This window comes from Dethiosulfovibrio peptidovorans DSM 11002 (assembly GCF_000172975.1).
Taxonomy (GTDB): Bacteria; Synergistota; Synergistia; order Synergistales; family Dethiosulfovibrionaceae; genus Dethiosulfovibrio; species Dethiosulfovibrio peptidovorans.
The window spans coordinates 2,420,408-2,439,028 of the sequence record NZ_ABTR02000001.1 but is presented as its reverse complement, the minus strand read 5'-3'; the positions used below and the strand labels follow the sequence as shown (position 1 = coordinate 2,439,028).

At 53.2% G+C, this 18,621-nt stretch carries 19 protein-coding genes and 1 tRNA gene; 16 read left to right on the top strand and 4 right to left on the bottom strand.

Annotated elements, in window-relative coordinates; all coding sequences use genetic code 11:
* Positions 1-29: 29 nt before the first annotated feature.
* The 10 genes from DPEP_RS11805 to DPEP_RS11760 all read left to right on the top strand — a co-directional run bounded on the left by DPEP_RS11805 (position 30) and on the right by DPEP_RS11760 (position 8,437).
* Positions 30-623, top strand: coding sequence for a lysophospholipid acyltransferase family protein (locus tag DPEP_RS11805; RefSeq protein WP_241760481.1), 594 nt, complete (start codon positions 30-32; stop codon positions 621-623).
* Positions 613-1,707, top strand: a complete 1,095-nt coding sequence (gene hflX / locus DPEP_RS11800; protein ID WP_005662357.1) for a GTPase HflX — start codon at positions 613-615, stop codon at positions 1,705-1,707. Before DPEP_RS11805 ends, hflX begins: the two co-directional genes overlap by 11 nt.
* 36 nt (positions 1,708-1,743) lie before the next feature.
* A complete protein-coding gene (locus DPEP_RS11795) occupies positions 1,744-2,622 on the top strand; it encodes a YicC/YloC family endoribonuclease (protein ID WP_206740460.1) in 879 nt (292 codons plus the stop codon).
* Positions 2,623-2,628: 6 nt separating this feature from the next.
* Positions 2,629-2,883 (top strand): DUF370 domain-containing protein, encoded by a 255-nt coding sequence (locus tag DPEP_RS11790; RefSeq protein WP_005662351.1) that lies wholly within the window; start codon positions 2,629-2,631, stop codon positions 2,881-2,883.
* Positions 2,876-3,469 carry a guanylate kinase gene (gene gmk / locus DPEP_RS11785; RefSeq protein WP_040382660.1) on the top strand — a complete coding sequence of 198 codons (594 nt, stop codon included), beginning with the start codon at positions 2,876-2,878 and terminating at the stop codon, positions 3,467-3,469. The genes DPEP_RS11790 and gmk overlap by 8 nt, the downstream gene beginning before the upstream one ends.
* A 1-nt stretch (position 3,470) precedes the next feature.
* A complete protein-coding gene (gene rpoZ, locus DPEP_RS11780) occupies positions 3,471-3,731 on the top strand; it encodes a DNA-directed RNA polymerase subunit omega (protein WP_005662348.1) in 261 nt (86 codons plus the stop codon).
* On the top strand, positions 3,706-4,920 hold the full coding sequence (gene coaBC / locus DPEP_RS11775; RefSeq protein WP_005662347.1) for a bifunctional phosphopantothenoylcysteine decarboxylase/phosphopantothenate--cysteine ligase CoaBC: 1,215 nt from the start codon (positions 3,706-3,708) through the stop codon (positions 4,918-4,920). The genes rpoZ and coaBC overlap by 26 nt, the downstream gene beginning before the upstream one ends.
* Before the next feature lie 2 nt (positions 4,921-4,922).
* Positions 4,923-6,713, top strand: coding sequence for a primosomal protein N' family DNA-binding protein (locus DPEP_RS11770; protein ID WP_040382657.1), 1,791 nt, complete (start codon positions 4,923-4,925; stop codon positions 6,711-6,713).
* Positions 6,714-6,723: 10 nt separating this feature from the next.
* Positions 6,724-8,058 carry a ribosome biogenesis GTPase Der gene (gene der, locus DPEP_RS11765; RefSeq protein WP_005662343.1) on the top strand — a complete coding sequence of 445 codons (1,335 nt, stop codon included), beginning with the start codon at positions 6,724-6,726 and terminating at the stop codon, positions 8,056-8,058.
* A gap of 103 nt (positions 8,059-8,161) precedes the next feature.
* Positions 8,162-8,437, top strand: a complete 276-nt coding sequence (locus DPEP_RS11760) for an HU family DNA-binding protein (protein WP_005662342.1) — start codon at positions 8,162-8,164, stop codon at positions 8,435-8,437.
* A gap of 66 nt (positions 8,438-8,503) precedes the next feature.
* Here DPEP_RS11760 and rsmA read toward each other — a convergent pair whose 3' ends face one another.
* From rsmA to nifJ, 3 genes are all read right to left on the bottom strand, one after another.
* Positions 8,504-9,310, bottom strand: a complete 807-nt coding sequence (gene rsmA / locus DPEP_RS11755; RefSeq protein WP_005662340.1) for a 16S rRNA (adenine(1518)-N(6)/adenine(1519)-N(6))-dimethyltransferase RsmA — start codon at positions 9,308-9,310, stop codon at positions 8,504-8,506.
* 63 nt (positions 9,311-9,373) lie between these two features.
* Positions 9,374-9,451, bottom strand: a tRNA-Pro gene (locus tag DPEP_RS11750).
* A 118-nt stretch (positions 9,452-9,569) separates the two neighbouring features.
* A complete protein-coding gene (gene nifJ, locus DPEP_RS11745) occupies positions 9,570-13,091 on the bottom strand; it encodes a pyruvate:ferredoxin (flavodoxin) oxidoreductase (RefSeq protein WP_005662339.1) in 3,522 nt (1,173 codons plus the stop codon).
* Positions 13,092-13,373: 282 nt separating this feature from the next.
* On the opposite strand from nifJ, the gene trmB reads away from it, so the two are divergent.
* From trmB to coaD, 3 genes are read left to right on the top strand one after another with little or no spacing between them, the layout of a single operon-like run.
* Positions 13,374-14,300 carry a tRNA (guanosine(46)-N7)-methyltransferase TrmB gene (trmB, locus tag DPEP_RS11740; RefSeq protein ID WP_040383488.1) on the top strand — a complete coding sequence of 309 codons (927 nt, stop codon included), beginning with the start codon at positions 13,374-13,376 and terminating at the stop codon, positions 14,298-14,300.
* A complete protein-coding gene (locus DPEP_RS11735) occupies positions 14,297-14,803 on the top strand; it encodes an RsmD family RNA methyltransferase (RefSeq protein WP_005662336.1) in 507 nt (168 codons plus the stop codon). The genes trmB and DPEP_RS11735 overlap by 4 nt, the downstream gene beginning before the upstream one ends.
* Before the next feature lie 2 nt (positions 14,804-14,805).
* The gene (gene coaD, locus DPEP_RS11730; RefSeq protein ID WP_005662335.1) at positions 14,806-15,303 is read left to right on the top strand and encodes a pantetheine-phosphate adenylyltransferase; all 498 of its coding nucleotides are present in this window, start codon (positions 14,806-14,808) and stop codon (positions 15,301-15,303) included.
* Between the two features lies 1 nt (position 15,304).
* On the opposite strand, the gene DPEP_RS11725 is transcribed toward coaD, so the two are convergent.
* Positions 15,305-16,504, bottom strand: a complete 1,200-nt coding sequence (locus DPEP_RS11725) for a tRNA(Met) cytidine acetate ligase (protein WP_005662333.1) — start codon at positions 16,502-16,504, stop codon at positions 15,305-15,307.
* A gap of 81 nt (positions 16,505-16,585) precedes the next feature.
* Here DPEP_RS11725 and DPEP_RS11720 point away from each other — a divergent pair, with 81 nt between their 5' ends.
* The 3 genes from DPEP_RS11720 to rpmF are packed head-to-tail and all read left to right on the top strand — an operon-like array spanning position 16,586 to position 18,548.
* Positions 16,586-17,779 carry an acetate/propionate family kinase gene (locus DPEP_RS11720; RefSeq protein ID WP_005662332.1) on the top strand — a complete coding sequence of 398 codons (1,194 nt, stop codon included), beginning with the start codon at positions 16,586-16,588 and terminating at the stop codon, positions 17,777-17,779.
* Between the two features lie 18 nt (positions 17,780-17,797).
* Complete coding sequence (locus DPEP_RS11715) at positions 17,798-18,394, top strand: YceD family protein (RefSeq protein WP_005662330.1); 597 nt, start codon at positions 17,798-17,800, stop codon at positions 18,392-18,394.
* Entirely contained in the window at positions 18,351-18,548 is a 198-nt protein-coding gene (gene rpmF, locus DPEP_RS13120) for a 50S ribosomal protein L32 (RefSeq protein ID WP_005662329.1), read from the top strand. Before DPEP_RS11715 ends, rpmF begins: the two co-directional genes overlap by 44 nt.
* Positions 18,549-18,621: the final 73 nt, after the last annotated feature.

The following is an 18,621-nucleotide window of genomic DNA, read 5'->3' as shown; positions in this document are numbered from 1 at the left end:
AATTGGTGAGGCGGTTTTGTTTCGTTTTCTTGAAGATTCATAATCGTCTCAGGGTAGCGGGCAAGGATAAAATACCTGTGGAGAGGCCTTTCATAATGGTGGCCAACCACTGTAGCAACCTCGACCCAGTGGTTTTAGGTGCCGCCTTTCCCGATCGTTTAAGATATCTGGCCAAGGTGGAGCTTTTCGAGGGATCACGTCTTTTCGCCTGGTTGATAAGGACGTTGGGAGCCATCCCGGTCAGCAGGGATTCCTCCTTGAGTGCCGGAGGTGCCCTAAGGACGTTTCTACAGCTTCTCGAGGGGGGAGAGTCGGTTCTCCTTTTTCCCGAAGGTGCCCGGTCCTTGGACGGTAGGTTGAAGGATCTGGAGGGGGGAGTCGCCCTATTGGCGGTTAGGACCGGAGTGCCTATCGTCCCGGCTTATATATCCGGAACCTTCGACGCTATGCCGGTAGGTGCCAGCAAGATCGGCTGGAGCTCCATAGAGGTCCGGTTCGGAGATCCTATCGATCCATCCAGGATGCTAGAAAACGGCGTATCCTCCAGGGAATGTCGTTCGTTGATACTGTCCGAACTGAGAGAATCTCTCAGTTCCATGGAGGCGGTAGCCCTTGGCGGATGAAAGGCGTAGAGCGGTTTTAATCGCTTTGGAGCGTCTGGAGGAGGGAGAGCGCCTTCTTCTTGAGCTTGAGCTTCTATTGGCGAACCTGGACGTGGACGTTGTCGAGAGGGTAATTCAAAAGCGGGATTCTCCGGACCCCGCTTTCTTCTTAGGGTCCGGCAAGGCAAGGGATCTCAAGAGGGTCTGCGATGTGGTCGACGCAGGACTGATCGTCAGCGATAGGCCTTTGACCCCTAGACAGATGGCGAATCTGAAGGCGGAGTCGGGGCGGTACGTCTGGGACAGACCTTTGGTCATAATGAAGATATTCGAGGAACGGGCCAGGACATCGGAGGCGAAGCTTCAGGTGGAACTGGCCCGATGCCGCTATGAATTGCCCCATCTTCGCGGTCTGGGACATCAGATGTCCAGATTGGGGGGCGGTATAGGCACCAGAGGGCCCGGCGAGACCGAGTTCGAGAGACACAGGAGAAAGCTCGAGAGGCGTATAAGAGATATAACGAGAAAACTTGTCCAGGTAAAGAAGAGACGAAGAAATCAACGGAAGCGACGTAGCCGTTCCGATATAGTTACTGTAGCTATGGTCGGATATACTAACAGTGGGAAATCGACCCTTCTACGCCGCCTATCGGGAGACAGATCCATATACGTGGCCGACGCCCTTTTTGCAACATTGGACACGTTGGTACGTTCGATATCCATGTCCGATGGACGGACGATCCTCCTGACCGACACGGTAGGGTTCATAAGGGAGCTCCCTCCCACCTTGATAGCGGCCTTCAGGACGACTTTAGAAGAGGCGGTTGCGGCCGACTTTTTGTTGGTCATGCTCGACGGAAGTGATCCGGATGCGCTTGAGACCCTTAGGGTTGTTAGAGATACCCTCAGGGATATAGACGCCATAGAGATCCCTCGGGCGGTCTTTCTGAACAAGGCGGACCTCATAGATAGATCCACCCTGGACGGTCTCCTGACCAGGATAAGATCCGAAGGCGAGGACGTAGAGGCGATAAGCGCGTCGAAATGGGATGTAAAAGAAATAACCCCCGTCTTGGAAAAGCTCGTCTTCAGGACAGGTCTGTAGAAAAACGGAGGTGGATTGATCGTTATGTTGACAAGCATGACCGGTTTTAGCCGAGTCTCGGTGGATAAGGATTGGGGCACCTTGACCGTGGAATTCTCCAGCGTCAACTCCCGATATCTGGAGGTCTTCGTGAAGTCAGGTAGAGAACTGGCCTCGGAGGATCCACTGATACAGGGTGCCGTTAAGAAAAGACTCAATAGAGGAAAGGTCCAGGTCAGGGTAGAGCTTTCATGGGCTTCCGAGTGTCGCATGGGCAGGATAAATCCAGATGTCCTTAGCTCCTATCTGTCACAGGTGAAAGACGTGGTGTTATCCATGGGGGACGGATCAGACGAGCTTCCCTTGAACGGAATTCTAGGATTGCCCGGGGTTTTGGATCTTCCATCCGCGTCTTCTTCGTCGATGAAAGACGAGATATCGTCTGTTTTAGCCGATCTCACCGATAGAGGACTGGATGAGCTGGTCTCTATGAGGGAGATTGAGGGAGAAAAGCTTCTTGATGATATCTCCGGATGTCTAGAGGACTATCAGGCAATAGTGTCCAAGATAGGTTCTCTATGGCGGGGATGTGCGGACAATGCCTTCGAATCGCTTAGGGAAAGGGTTCAAGCGGTGGCAGATCGTTTCGAGATATCTATGGACGAGGGACGGCTTGCCCAGGAGATGACGGTGATAGCGGATAAATGGGATATATCCGAGGAGCTATCCCGTACGGACAGTCATATAGGTCAGTTCAAGAAACTGCTGGACGAAAGGGGACCCAGAGGGAGAAAGCTGGATTTTCTTCTCCAGGAGATGAACAGGGAGATCAACACTATGGGCTCCAAGGTTGCGGATGCCGAGGTACGATGGCTTGTGGTCGACGGAAAATCCTTGTTGGAGAGGATTAGGGAACAGGTTCAAAACGTGGAGTGATAGTCTGTGGGACAGAGGCTCGTTCATATAGGATTCGGAAACATGGTAGTCGCCGAGAGGGTCGTGGCCATAATACATCCCACCTCGGCTCCGATGAAACGTCTGAAAGAAGAGGCCAGGGAGACCGGTCGTCTTGTAGATGCCACTCAGGGGCGGAAGACAAGGGCTATATTGGTGACCGACAGCAATCACGTCATTCTGTCGGCAATCCAGCCGGAGACTATCGTCAATCGTTTTTCCGGCGAAGAACCAGATGGTTAAACGGAACTGTCGAGGGCGGTTGTTCGTCTTCTCCGGACCAAGCGGAGCAGGTAAGGGAACCGTACGCAAAGAGCTGTTTCGGAGGGTGGAGGGGCTGGCCTTTTCCATATCCTGTACCACCAGAACTCCGAGACAGGGAGAGATCGACGGGGTAGACTATCGTTTTATAGAGCAGGAGGAGTTCAAACGCAGGATCGCCGCCGGTGATTTCCTGGAGTGGGCCGAGGTTCACGGAAATATGTACGGTACCCTCTGCTCCGATGTCGAACGGTATCTAGACGAAGGCAAGGACGTAGTGCTGGAGATAGACGTTCAGGGTACCTTACAGGTTAAGGACAAATGCCCCGATATAATAACGGTTTTTTTAACTCCGCCTTCTACGAAAGAGTTGGAACGCCGTCTTCGCCGAAGGGGATCTGAGGACGAACGAACCATAAAACTAAGGTTGAACAACGCTCTGGAGGAGATGGCATTGGCCAGCAGATACGACCATATCGTGGTCAACGACGATCTTCAAAGGGCCGTTTCGGAGCTGGAGCAAATCGTTTACGATTATCGTGAGGGACGAGGCAAGAGGAGGGGTTAGATTGAAATTTTTCGACATAGATAAAATTAAAAAAAATTCAGGAGTATCAAATAAATATCTTCTGACCACAGTTGTGGCAGCCCGGGCTAGAAGCCTGAGCGAGGACAGGGGAAGCAGGACTTTTGAAGAGACCGGAAAGGGAGAGAAGGTGATCTCCATAGCTCTTTCCGAGCTGGAATCGGATAAGCTCTCGGTTAAGATGGGGGTTACCGGAGAAGAGGGAGGAGTCTCCTCCGATGAAGAACCTGTCTCGATCGAGTAGAGTCCTTCTGTGTGTGACCGGTGGAATAGCCGCATATAAAGCCCCTCACCTGGTGAGGGGCTTTATCCGGTCCGGATGGGAGGTTAAGGTGGCCATGACCGAGGCATCGGAGGCTTTCGTAAGTCCAATGGTCCTAGCCACCTTGTCCCATAACAGGGTATGGCGTGATCGAGACTATCTTTCCGACGACTCCGGTTGGCATATACCCCATATATCTCTGGCGGAATGGGCCGACGTCATAGTGGTCGCTCCCTGTACCGCCGATACCGTCGCCAGACTTGCCGGTGGATATGCTTCTAAGGTGATGGACGGAGCAGTTTTGGCCTCCAAAGCTCCGGTGATAGTCTTCCCCGCCATGAACGTCAATATGTTGGATCACAGTGCTACCAGGAGGAACCTGGATATATTGGAATCCATGGGATACGTTGTAGTCGAACCCGATTCGGGGGACCTGGCCTGCGGCTACGAGGGCAGAGGTCGTCTTCCCGACGTGGACGTTATAGTGGAGGAGGTCGAAAGGGCTCTTCGTCCCAAGGATCTGGAAGGTTTGTCTGTGGTGGTTACAGCAGGCCCAACCAGAGAGTTTTTGGATCCTGTGCGCTATATATCCAATCCCAGCAGCGGTAAGATGGGATATTCTATAGCCAAGGAGGCCTGGTATAGAGGAGCGGAGGTCCGTATCATATCGGGACCGGTCGCCCTGGAGTCGCCTCATGGCATTCAGGTTATACCCGTCACCTCGGCCGAGGATATGCTCGACGCTGCCACCCGAGCCATGGACGATTGTGACGTGATGGTAAAGGCCGCAGCTGTAGGGGACTATAGGTTCGCCTCCAGATCGGAGCATAAGATAAAACGGGAGGGGAAATCGGAGGTTTCCTTTTCGATGATAGCCAATCCCGATATAGCGGCTACCCTGGGAGAGATGAAAAAACAGGGGCAGATCCTGGTAGGGTTCGCCGCCGAGACGGACGACCTTAAAGAAAACGCACGGAGAAAGCTCAGGGCCAAGGGGTTGGACCTTATCGTAGCGAACGATCTCACCGAACCGGGAAGCGGATTTGGAACCGACACCAACAGGGTCACGATCTTTGACGTCCAGGGGAACTCGAAGGAGGTTCAAGGGGATAAGACGGAGGTCGCCAGCATAATCTGGGACGAGGTGCTCTTGCGACGAGAGGGGCGCTGAATGTGACTTGGTTTCCTGAAGTCCTGGTTCCGGGCCCTTGGTGGTCGGGGTTGACCTATCGTCATGATCGACCTTTGGAACCGGGCGTCAGGGTAAAAGTTCCGATAGGACGAGGATCCCGAATAGGATTCGTCTCTAGATGCGACGACACCTCCTCCTGGCCGGAGAAAAAGGTAAGGCCGATCATGGAGGTTCTGGATGAATCCTCTGCGATACCGGACGTGTCCTGGCGTCTTATGGCCTGGGTGGGTCGTTCCTTTCTATGTGGCATAGGCCAGGCTCTTTCCTCCATGCTGCCGGAACAGCTATTGAAGGGAGAGAGTCTCTCTCCCTTCGTCGATAGATCGAAAAAGGATGAGAGGTCAGCTTTTTCCATGGAGGGCTTCTACCGCTGGTTGGACGAGGATCGTCTCAGCCGTTACGAGGAGCTTTTGGGAGACGGAAGCACCAGGGCGATAATATCCTTTCCGGAGCAGCTGAGAGCCAAGGTTTTTCTGAAAAGGCTGGAGGACAATGGCATCGTTGGAGGGCTCCTCTGGCCCAATACCGGTGGGAAGAAAAAGATGGAGGCCTGGCTCTCCGTAAGAGACGGAAACTGTCGTTTCGTGGTGGGGGGGCCTGGGGTTATGGCCGCCCCTTTGTCTCCCGACCTCGTCGTTGTGGAGGACGAGGGGAACGACTCCTATCGTATGCAGCGTCATCCCCGATTGAATGGCAGGAGCGTATTGACCAGGCTCGCCATGGATTCGGGGTCTCGTCTGATCGTGGGAGGTAGGATCCCGTCCTCCAGGGTGTTCCGAAAGCTTCATCCCGAGGAGGAACGTGGACGGTCGGAATCAAGGGTCGTCTTTATTGACCTCAACGATGCGAACAGGGTATCTGTACCTGGAGCTTCCGACGAAATTCCTTTGGCGGAGGGAACTATGACCAGGACCCTCGATACGATGGAAAACGGCAGGGTCGTCCTCTGGATACTGGATAGAAAGGGATATGTCGGAGACCTGAAATGTGACGATTGCGAACATCCTCTCAGATGTGACTGCGGAGGAACATTGAGGCTCTTTGGAGGAAGGGGACGTTGCGTACGTTGCGGAAAGACCTTCGATATCCCGAATAAGTGTCCTAACTGCGGAGGTCCGGTTATAATGGGTAGACGTCCGGGACTTGAGGCTCTGTTACCGATAGCTCAGGCAGTGGTCTCGAAGGAGAGGGTTTTCACCTGGTCCGCCGACGATCCCAAGAGGGCTGTGGATAGACGTAACAGGATAAAGGAGTTATCCTCGGGGGGGCTGGTCGTAGGAACGAGAAAGAGCCTGGAATTATGTGATATCTTGGACGTGGGGCTGGTCTGTTGGCTCGATTCGGATGGAGAGGCAAGGAGATCCGAACACGATGCCAGATACAGTGCCTATACCATGATATCCGAGTCTTGCTGGAGAGGACCTTCTCCGGAGAGGCGACAGGTCGTGATTCAAAGCAGACGCCCCGGTAAGGGCTGGCAGGTATCCCTCCTCTCCGGATGGACCTCGTTTTGGAGAAGAGAGCTTCTGGAGAGATCGGAGCTGGAACTTCCGCCGTTTCGTTATCTTGCGGAGATCAGGGTGAGTTGCAGGCACAAGGAAAGACTTATAGATAAGTTGGTATCGGCGGGGTTGGACGTAATGGACCCCGATCCCTTTCAGGATCTGATATGGGTGGCTGTCAAGCACCTTAATCGGCTTTATGTGGTCCTGGAATCAGAGTATGTCATAGGATCCGCCGAATATCCGAAAGTGGTCCTCTGGACCGACTAGGGAGGAAAAGATGGCAATCGTAACCATAGTAGGACGTCCCAACGTAGGGAAGTCCTCGTTGTTCAATAGATTGATAGGGGAGAGAAGGGCCATAGTGGACGATGTCCCGGGAGTTACCAGGGATAGACTCTACGGCCAGGTTGAATGGAGAGGGAATAGCTTTTACCTCGTGGATACCGGAGGCCTTTTACTGAGGGATGAGGACCCCATAATGGAAGGAATGAAGGGGCAGATAGTCCAGGCTATGGAGGAAAGCGACGTTATCCTCCTTTCCGTAGATGGCAGAGAAGGCCTGACATGGATGGACGAGGATATAGCCATGGTTATTAGAAAGAGCGCTCCGAAACCGGTTATCGTTGTCGTAAACAAGCTGGACGACATGAAGTTCGACGAATTGGTCTACGAAGCATACGGCCTAGGCTTTCAAGATGTCGTGGGCATAAGCGCTATACATGCCAGAGGTATAGATGACCTTTTGGACAGGGTATGCGAGCTTCTTCCCGAGGACGATAGGTTTTTCGAGGAGGAAGACGAGATAAAGGTCGCCCTGGTGGGGAGGCCTAACGTAGGTAAGTCCAGTATTCTAAACAGGCTGTTGGGTGAAAACCGTTCTTTGGTGAGTGACGTGCCCGGAACTACCAGGGACTCCATCGATTCTCTCATGGAGCTGGACGACGGCAGGAAGCTTCGTCTCATAGATACAGCTGGCCTCAGGCGAAAGAGCCGTTTCAAGGACGATATAGAGTATTATTCCTTCGTCAGGACCATGGAGAGCATAGACCGGTCGGACGTCTCCATACTGGTAGTGGACGCGGTTGAGGGGGTCACCGATCAGGATAAGAAACTAGCCTCTTCCATAGTGGAGAGAGGCAAGGGGATAGTCCTGGTTATGAACAAATGGGATCTTCTCAAAGGCGACGGAGAGAGAATCGGAGACGAGAAAAGAGATTCGGTTAGAGACTCCCTAGTTTTTGTCGACCACGCTCCTCTGGTATTCTGCTCCGCTTTGACCGGAAGAGGGGTGGGAGCGAAACTTCTAGGCGCAGTATTGGGGGTCTACGAGAGGCGGAGGAACAGATTCAGTACCACCAAACTGAACGGACTGTTGCGAGACGTTCTGGCCTTCGAGAGGCTCCCCAGCGACAAAAAGGGGAAGCTTCTTAGAATCTATTACTGCACCCAGGCAGGTGTGGAGCCCCCTATGTTCGTGTTTTTCGTGAACGACAGAAATATAGTTACCAGGTCTTTCGAAAATCATATGGTTAATCAAATCAGAAGGCTAGGAGACTACGATGGGGTACCTATACGCCTTTTTTGGCGTAATAGCGATGGAAAAAGGCGCTGAGGCTTGACCACGACTGGATGAGCTGATAAAAATAGCAGGGAGAGCTTAGTTCTTCCTGCGTGTAGGAGTCGTTTTATTTATCCTTTTGAGGAGGTAGTTTGACGTGACCAAAACCGAACTTATCGAGGCAGTGGCTAAATCCGCGGAACTCAGCAAAAAAGCCGCAGGAGAGGCGGTCTCTGCCGTTTTGGAGTCAGTTGAGGAGGCCCTGGTAAAGGGTGAAAAGGTTCAGCTTGTCGGATTTGGAACCTTTGAGGTGAGAGAGAGAGCGGCCAGAACCGGCAGGAACCCTCAGGATCCCGAGAAGACCATAGAGATTCCCGCCAAGAAGGTCCCCGTGTTCCGTCCTGGAAAAGCGCTCAAGGACAGGGTTAACTAGAGGGCTTTCCGGTCACGAAAGAGTGGCATGGTCGAGACGTTCCGTCTCTTCCATGCCACTCTTTTTTTAAACCGTCTGTCTTAGGGATTCAACGAACTCGAGCCATTGATATACCGAAAGGGTCTCGGCTCTTGCCTCCGATGGAATTCCTGAGCGATCCATTAGGTCTAGAATTTCTTCCTTTTTGATCCCGAGGGATACCAGGTTGTTTGCCAGTTTCTTTCGTCTCTGAGAGAATCCTGCCTTAAGTACCTTTCGCCAGAGGTTGTCTGAGGGTAGGTCTCTCCTTCTCTCTATCGTCAGCTCCACCAGAGCGGATGAAACCTTAGGGATAGGCCTGAAGGACCCGGGGGATACCTTCATGTATGTCTTGGCCGACCCCATGGCTGCCAGGGTTATACCTAGAGGGTAACGCTCCTTGGTGCAGGCCTGTGCGACAAGCCGGTCCGCTGCCTCCTTCTGTACCATCAGTATCATATAGCTAAGGCCAGAGGGAGCCAGTTTCTCCAATATAGACCATATCAAAGGGGTCGTTACGTGGTAGGGTATGTTTGCTACTACCTTGGAGGGAACCGGTCTGAGTTCTCCGTATGGGAACTTCACCCCATCTCCCCAATGGAGGGAAAATCGGTCATCTTCCTCTATGTCCTTAAGGAAAGGCTCCAGTCTTCTGTCTATCTCTATGGAATGAAGGTGGGAACATGGAGACGATAGTATCTCCCTCGTCAGGACTCCCTGTCCAGGACCTATCTCGAGGATCACGTCTTTCTTCGTTATATCGGCTCTTTCCACCGTTCTTCGGACTATGTCCCTGTTGATCAGGAAATTCTGTCCCAGGCTGGTTTTCGGAGTAAAAGAGGGGGCATCTCTCATAGGATCTTGAACCTCCTAATATGAAAAAAACGGGAAGCCTTTACGGCTTCCCGTTGATAATTCTGGTCGGGACGAGAGGATTCGAACCTCCGACCACCTGAACCCCATTCAGGTACGCTAGCCAGGCTGCGCTACGTCCCGCCTCAACGAGGAGCATTATACACGGCCGACACCTTTCGGTCAACTACCAAAAACGGCGGGAGGCCGCTTTTTACGGCCTCCCGCTTAGAAAGATTGTTCCGAATATATTTTTTATGCTTTAGTTCTCGGCCAGCTTCTTATAGGTCTCGTAGCGCCTCTTGGCGTCCCTCTCAGCGGTCTCGAAAAGCTGTTCCGCCACCTCGGGGAAGGTCTTCGTCAGTGAGGAGTAACGCACCTCGCTGAGGATGAAGTCCTTGAAGGAAGCCTTGGGCTCCTTGGAATCCAAGCTGAAGGGGTTTTTGCCCTCTTCCGCCTCGGGGTTGTAGCGATAGAGATGCCAGTATCCTGCCTCTACGGCCTTCTTTTCCTGATTCTGGCTGCGTCCCATGCCTTCCTTGAGACCGTGGTTAATGCAGGGGGCGTAGGCGATGATGAGGGAAGGTCCGTCGTATGCCTCGGCCTCGGCCATAGCCTTTACCAGCTGGTTCTTGTCCGCTCCCATAGCCACCTGAGCTACGTAGACGTAGCCGTATGTCATGGCCATGCGTCCCAGGTCTTTCTTGGCGATCTTCTTACCTGATGCGGCAAACTTGGCTACGGCGGCGGTCGGTGTGGCTTTGGAGGACTGTCCACCTGTGTTTGAGTAGACCTCGGTGTCGAAGACCATAACGTTCACGTTCTCACCGGAGGCCAGGACGTGGTCCAGTCCGCCGTAACCGATGTCGTAGGCCCAGCCGTCTCCTCCGAAGATCCAGACGGACTTCTTGACAAGGTAGTCCTCGAGCTCGGCTATGTCGTCCAGAAGGGCGTTGCATTCGGCGCAGCCGAGGTCTCTGTCGAGTATAGATCTAACCTTTTCGGCGGCTTTCTTGGAGGCGTCTCCGTCGTTGTAGGAGTCGAGCCATTCCTGAAGGGCTTCCTTGACGTCCTCGTCTATCTCCTTGGCGACCAGAGCCTTTGCCTTCTCTACCAGGCCTCCGACGATGTTCTTGACCGACAGGGCCATTCCGTACCCGTATTCGGCGTTATCCTCGAAGAGGGAGTTAGCCCAAGCGGGTCCCTGCCCCTTTGCGTTGGTGCAGTAGGGCATGCTGGGAGCGGATCCGCCCCATATGGAGGAGCATCCCGTGGCGTTGGCGATGATCATCCTGTCTCCGAAGAGCTGGGTTATCAGCTTGGCGTAGGGAGTCTCTCCGCATCCGGCGCAGGCTCCGGAGAACTCGAGCAGAGGCTGGGAGAACTGGCTTCCCTTGACCGTCTTTACGTTTACCCTGTCGGACTTATCGCTTACCGAAACGCCGAACTCCCAGTTCTCAGCCTGAGGATCGGTCTGGGTGGCCAGAGGCTTCATCTCCAGCGCCTTGACCGGGCAGATGTCGGCGCAGTTGCCGCATCCAAGACAGTCTAGAGGGCTGACCTGCATCCTGAACTTGAGACCTTCCAGCTCCTTGCCCTTGGCATCTATAACCTCGAAGTTTTTCGGAGCCAGAGACATCTCGTCCTCGTTCAGAAGGACCGGCCTGATGGCAGCGTGAGGACATACCATGGCACACTGGTTGCACTGTATGCACTTGTCCATGATCCACTCGGGAACGTCGATGGCCACGCCTCGTTTTTCATATGCCGCGGTTCCGCTGGGGAAGCTTCCATCCTCCCGTCCGACGAAGGCGCTTACAGGAAGCTGATCGCCCTTCTGAGCGTTCATAGGCTTACAGACTTCCTTGATGAACTCGGGAAGCACGTCCTCTTCGCAGCAGCAGGTGTCCTCTACGTTTTTCCAGCTGTCGGGGATCTCTATCTTCATGAGACCGTCCGCTCCCTTGTCCACGGCTGTATCGTTCATGGCGACGATCTTATCGCCCTTCTTGCCGTAGGTCTTCTTGTTGGCTTCCTTCATGTACTTGATGGCATCCTCGTAGGGGATGACCTTAGCCAGCTTGAAGAAAGCGGACATCATTATCATGTTGATTCTGTTGCCCAGACCGATCTCCTGTCCCAGATCGATTCCGTTGATCACGTAGAAATCGGCCTCTTTTTTGGCCAAAGCTCTCTTTACGTTGGCCGGCAGATTGGCCTCCAGAGCCTCCATGTCGGTCCACTGGGTGTTGAGAAGGAACGTGCCGTTCTTCCTGAGCCCATCGAGTACGTCGTAAAGGTGGACGTACTCCTGCTTGTGGCAGGCTATGAAGTCGGCGTCCTTGATGAGGTAGGTTGACTTGATGGGCTTCTTGCCGAAGCGAAGGTGGGATATGGTGACACCTCCGGATTTCTTCGAGTCGTAGGAGAAGTAGCCCTGAGCGTACATATCGGTGTTGTCTCCGATGATCTTGATGGCGTTCTTATTGGCTCCTACAGTGCCGTCCGAACCGAGACCCCAGAACTTACATCTGATGGTCCCCTCCGGAGCCGCGTTGATTTCTTCCTTCATCTCAAGGGACAGTCTGGTGACGTCGTCTACGATGCCGATGGTGAAATGGTTTCTGGGCTCGTAGAGCTTGAGGTTGTCGAATACGGTCTTGAGCCAGCTCGGAGTGGTGTCGTTCGAACCGAGGCCGTAACGTCCTCCGACTATGATGGGACGCTCGGATTTCTCGTTGAAGAGGGCGCATACGTCCTCGTAGAGGGGCTCTCCGAGTGATCCCGGTTCCTTGGTGCGGTCGAGGACAGCGATACGTTTGACCGTAGCGGGAAGCACCTTGAAGAAGTGCTTGGCCGAGAAGGGGCGGTATAGATGGACCTTGATGATACCGACCTTCTCTCCTTTGGCCATAAGATAATCCACGGTCTCCTCGGCAGCCTCGGTGGAGGAGCCCATGAGGATGACGACGTTCTCCGCCTCGGGATCTCCGTAGTAGTTGAAGGGGGCGTAGTGACGGCCGGTGAGCTCGCTTATCTGGTTCATGTAGTCCTCGACGACGTCCGGCACGTCGAGATAGAAGCGGTTGGCCGCTTCCTTAGCCTGGAAGTAGATGTCCGGATTCTGGGCGGTCCCTTTTAGATAGGGATGCTCGGGGTTGAGAGCTCTTTCCTTAAAGTCTCTGATAGCGTCCCAATCGACCAGGTCGGCCAGATCGTCGTAATCAAGGACCTCTATCTTCTGTATCTCGTGAGAGGTACGGAAACCGTCGAAGAAGTTGAGGAAGGGGATGCTGGATCTTATGGCGGAGAGATGGGCTACCGCCGTCAGGTCCATGGTCTCCTGTACGCTGCCGGATGCCAGCATGGCGAACCCTGAGGCACGGCAGGCTGTGACGTCGCTGTGATCCCCAAAAATGGAGAGAGCGTGACCGGCGACTGCTCTGGCGCTTACGTCAAAAACCCCAGGAAGCAACTCTCCTGCGATTTTGTACATGTTGGGAAGCATGAGCATAAGCCCCTGCGAGGCAGTAAAGGTGCTCGTAAGGGAACCTGCGGAGAGAGAACCATGGACGGCTCCGGATGCACCTGCTTCGGACTGAAGCTCCGCCAGCTTGACGGTTCTTCCGAATATGTTCTTTCTGCCGTGTGCCGCCCACTCGTCCACGTATTCGGCCATGGGAGACGACGGAGTTATCGGGTAGATAGCCGCCACCTCGGTGAACGCATAGGAAACATGGGCCGCAGCCATGTTCCCGTCCATAGTTTTCCACTGCTTTGCCATAAAATTACCCCCTCTTGATATGGTGAAGAATAAAAATTATCTTGTATACCCCATACAACCTATCATAGCATCGCCTTCTTGAAATGAAAAGCGTTTCCGGTAAGAGGCTGAATTATACACCATACAGGTCGCTCTCATCCTAATTATACCAACGAGAGTTAAAGAGTCAAAGCAAATCGTCGTCGATCGGGTTATAAGGTATAATGACGAACTGTCCTGTCCGACTTGGAAGCGGCGATGGCAGGGGATACTTGCATTTTTTTGTTGGAGGTTTTTATGGTCATGAAAAGACAGGATGTCCTCTTGGAGCCGTCTATATCGGGAGTGCCAGTTGATCCGGAGCAAGGCGGCAGAAAGATGGTGGAGATCGGCTTCGGAAACGGAGAGTTTCTTACGCACTTGGCTGGGTTAAATCCCGATACGATGGTCTATGGATTGGAGATCTCCATGACCTGCGTCGGCAAGGCGGTGAAAAGGGCTGTCAGAGAGGACCTTGGGAACGTCAGAATAATATGCGGCGATGCCCGATTCCTTCTGAGAGAGTGTTTCAGCGACGAATCTTTGGAACGAATATATATGAGTTTCCCCTGTCCCTGGCCCAAGGAACGCCACGCCAGGAGGCGGGTCACACATAGAGGCTTCTCCGACGTGGTGGCGTCGGTTTTACGTATAGGCGGCTGTTTTGAACTGGCCACCGACGAGAAATGGTACGCCGACGAGGTCGCATCCATCTTGGATGGCCATCCCTCTCTTAGCTTGATCTCTTTCGATGTAAACAAACGAAGGGAGATAACTACGAAATACGAGAGGAAATGGCTGGAGCAGGGCAAGGATATATATCTCTTGGTCTTCGAGAAGTTAGGTAATTTTACAGTGGATAGGATTGTGGACGGAAGGTGTGACGACATGCACGTAGCCGTGAAATCGGACGAGTTGGATATGGCAGTTTTGAAGGATGAAAAATTGGGTATCTCCGAGGGAGAGGACGGGGCTCACTGGACTTTGGAGAGGATCTACTCCGATTCCAGGGACTCGTGGCTTATTCAGGCGGTAACCTCCGATGACGGTTACGAGCAGAAGTTTTACGTGAGGGTAGTGCTCAGGGAAAACGGGGCTTTGGTCAAGGTAGACGGAGTCTGTTCTCCTTATCTTACTCCCGCAGTCCGTAGGGCCTTGGATGCGGTCGCAGGAAGCATTAGGAGATCATGAAGGAAGTTCGCCCCACTACCGGCCTGGTGGTTCAGGCTCTCTTCAATATCCTGGGTAACCTGAACGGGGTAGCTTTCCTGGATCTTTTTTCCGGAACTGGACGGATAGCCTTCGAGGCTTGCAGAAGAGGGGCGGATCCAGTCGTCTCTGTGGAGTTGGTGCGATCCAGATCTAAGGCCATATGGAAGGCCAATAGCTTTGATTCTCACACCCACATTTCCATGGACGTCAGAAAGGGGTTATCCTGGGTATCGAGAAAGGGTTTTGCCTTCGACGTTGTTTTCGCCGATCCGCCCTACGGAGTCCGATGGAACGAGACCCTTCCGGATTTGATTCTCTCCCGTAGAGAAATACTGAAGGACTGTGGGGTCTTCGTGTTCGAACATGGCAGGGAGGAAATTGTAAAGGTCACTTCTCCCTGGATCCTGAGGGACGAGAGATCTTACGGAAGGTCGGTCCTTTCCTTTCTGGAGCTTTCTTCGTCGGCCTCAAAGGAGGGATAGTGGTGAGCCATACCATCAAGGCTGTCTATCCGGGGTCCTTCGATCCCATAACGAATGGCCACATCTACATAGCCGAGAGAGCCGCCGGGTTGTTCGACGAGCTGACGGTATCCATACTTATAAACCCGGAGAAGAGGGCCACTTTCAGCGTTGACGAGAGAAAGACCATGGCGATAGAGGCCCTGTCCCATCTCCCTAACGTAAAGGTGGATTCGTTCACCGGGCTCTTGGTGGATTTCCTGCGGCAGGAGCGAAGCCGCATAATAATAAGGGGGTTGCGGGCTCTTTCCGATTTCGAGTATGAGTTTCAGCTTGCTCAGATGAACAGACAGCTAGCCCCTGAGATAGAGACTTTATTTATAGTGACCGACGCCAGGTATTCCTATCTGTCGAGCCATGCGGTAAAGGATATCTTCAACTTCGGAGGTCCGGTGCAGGAGATGGTTCCCCCCGGTGTGTATCGTCGTCTCAGAGAGAGGTTCCCCCGTTTCGACAAGTAGGTTAGACGATGATCGGAGGTGTCCTAGTGTCTTTGCCGGGGGCTCCCCCCGGAAGAAGAAGCTCCCAGATGTCGCAGCTCCGTCTTTCCATCAAAAGCATTGATCTACCGTAGTCCCGGTCCAACTGAGCGAATTTCGATATCACCGGAAGAGAGCCTACCTCGTCTATCCTCTTGAGCAGATCTCTGCCCCTTTTTGTAGCCCCCAGCGGCCTCAGGTAGGCTGGGCCTTTTTCCTGATATGTCCTGTTCTCCTCGTGCCCTAGGCCGATGAGAAAATGCATCATGTTTCTCTGAAGCCTTCCTCTGGGATATCTCCTGGACGTGCATCTATCGATGAAGTCCTCCCAGTCTGTAGATTTCCCGAGGGCTTTCATGAACCTGTTTTCTATGCCCTCCCCGAACTCGGCATATTTTCCGAGCTCTTCGCCGGAGGTCCTGGTCATCAGAAAACGGATCTTTTCCCACAGGGTGTCGTTGTCAAGGAAGCATCTTCCTCTCGATATCTCTCTCTCCAGAATTTTACGGCTGAAGAGGGGGATTCGCTGAAAGGCTTCCTCCCTCTTTGCCCTTATGCCCTTTCGTATTGCCGTTGCGCTGGGGAATTCGCCGGATGTCGATCGGTCGTGATAACCGGCTCCGGCTCTTTTCAAAGGGAGTGGGGTTATGTCGTATCCTTTTTCCTCTATCCTCATCATGTAGGATATGGCTAGGCTGTTGTTGGGTTGAGAGAGGATTTCTCCGGCTCCGGGATACGTGAAATCCATAGCTCTGGCCCTGGATTCCACGTAAGAGAAACCTTCATTTAGAAACTTACGAAGGTTTAACTTGAAAGGTTTAGGTTCCTCCACTAAAATAGCCACAATGTCCCGAAGTTCGGGAGATATGGTCTCCATGCCGAAAGAGAGGCGGTCGACCACTCCGGTCGACTTCATTATATCGACGCCGGCGTTTGCGAAAACACCGGCGTTGTGGCATGAAAAGACGACCGGAAGTTCCAACACCAGATCCGCTCCGGAGAGTAGGGCCATCTCCGCGCGGCTCCATTTATCGATAAACGCTGGTTCTCCTCTTTGGGTGAAGTTGGAGGAAAGGGCCACTATTATCGGGTCTCCGCTTGAAGAGGCGTTCTCGACGTGATGCAGATGCCCCATATGAAACGGGTTATATTCGGCGATGATACCGATCGCTTTTTTAAACATCGGAATACCCCCTTCGGAGTTTTCGTTCGGGGATAACATTATGCCATTCAATGCAAAATGGCAAGGAGGCTTATAGGCGATATGAAAGTTCTGGTTATCAACTGCGGTAGTTCTTCCCTTAAGTATCAGCTTTTCGATATGGAGACCGAAAACGCTCTCGCCAAAGGGTTGGTGGAGAGGATCGGTATAGAGGGCTCCAGGATCAAACATACCAAGGCAGGGCAGGACGCCGTGGTCACCGAGACCGCTATCCCCGATCATAAGGTTGCGGTAAAGCTTGTGCTGGACTCTCTTCTCGACGGAGAGCATGGAGTGCTTTCCAGCCTGGACGAGCTCAGTGCCGTGGGACATCGAGTCGTCCATGCCGGAGAGAAGTTCGCTTGCTCCGTCCGTCTTGACGACGCGGTCATGGCCGCTCTCAAGGAATGTATTCCCTTGGCCCCCCTGCATAATCCGGCCAATATCACCGGCATAGAGGCCATCACCTCGGTGCTTCCCGATGTCCCCCAAGTCGGAGTATTCGATACAGCCTTCCACCAGACGATGCCCAAACATGCCTATATGTACGGTGTGCCTTATCGTTACTACGAGAATTACAAGGTCCGTCGTTACGGTTTCCACGGGACCAGCCACTTCTTCGTGGCGAATCGCTGTGCGGAGATCATGGGACGTCCCATCGAGGATCTTAAAATCGTCACATGTCACCTCGGAAACGGCAGCTCTATCACCGCCGTCAAGGACGGAATCTGCGTCGATACCTCCATGGGATTCACACCTCTTGCCGGGGTTCTCATGGGAACCCGCTGTGGCGATATAGATCCCTCCATAGTCAAGTTCATCGCCGAGAAGGAGGGGTCTGTGGATAAGGCCGACACGATTCTCAACAAAGAGAGCGGCGTTCACGGTGTTTCTGGAATCAGCAGCGATCTTAGGGATATCGAGGACGGCATGGAGAAGGGCGACGAGAGGGCTACCTTGGCTTTCGAGATGCTTTCCTACAGCATAACCAAGTACATCGGTGCCTACGCCGCCGCCATGGGAGGCGTGGACGCCATCGTATTTACCGCCGGTATCGGAGAGAACTGCAAGGCCATAAGGGAGACCGTCACGGAGAATCTAGGGTTCTTGGGTGCGTCGGTGGACAAAAGCAAGAACGATTTCAGGGGCGAGGAAAGGATCATCAGCTCAGACGACTCCAAAGTCAAGGTCATGGTGATACCTACCAACGAGGAACTCGTGATAGCGAGAGACACCAAAAAACTGGTGTCCTGTTAAATTCAGGAGGCGGTCCTTTTGGTTTTCCGCGATAGCCCGCCGGAGAATTGGCGATTCTTTGTGGATGTTCCGGAAGAACCGCTTCTGCCATCCGAGAAAAACTGGTCTCTGAATTTTCAGGATCTCATAAAGCTCGGGGGAGGCTCCTATCGATGTGTGTCTCCCGTCGAAATTTCGGCTAGGACAGTACGGAACGATGGAGCGGTCAGGATATCTCTCCGGCTCTCCTTTAGGGTCGAAACGGAATGTTCTCGTTGTCTCTCCCCTCTGGAGGTTGCAATAGAGGAGAATTTCGAGTATTGTTATGTGTCGCAGCCCGACGAAGAAGAGTCGGAAGATGTCGAACTTGACGAGGTGATAAAATCGTTGCCTCAGATCGGGAAAACCATCGACATCTCCGGCGACCTTTGGGAGTGTTTCGTCGTCTCCATGCCCCTTTACCCGGTTTGTCCCGAGGGGTGTGATCCGATCGGGCCCAGTACTACGAGGGAAGAGGGAGAGGCGGCGGATCCCCGATTCCAAATTTTAGCCGATAAGTTCGGCAGCTCTTCAGGTAAAGGAGGGAAAATCGATGGCAACTCCAAAGTCAAGGGTATCTCATCGCAGGACTCATAACAGGAAGGCTCAGTGGCTTGGACGTCTCGAGATGCCAGGTCTGACGGCCTGTCCTCACTGTGGCGAGACTATCCAGAACTACCATGCCTGTCCCGAGTGCGGTTATTATAGAGGCCGTAAGGCTATCGAGGTCGCAGCGGACAAGGAAGCCTAGCAAAGAGGCGAAGATAAAAAAGGGGGGCGGGATTTTCCCGTCCCCCTTTTTTTATAAGGTTTGCCCTTGACCG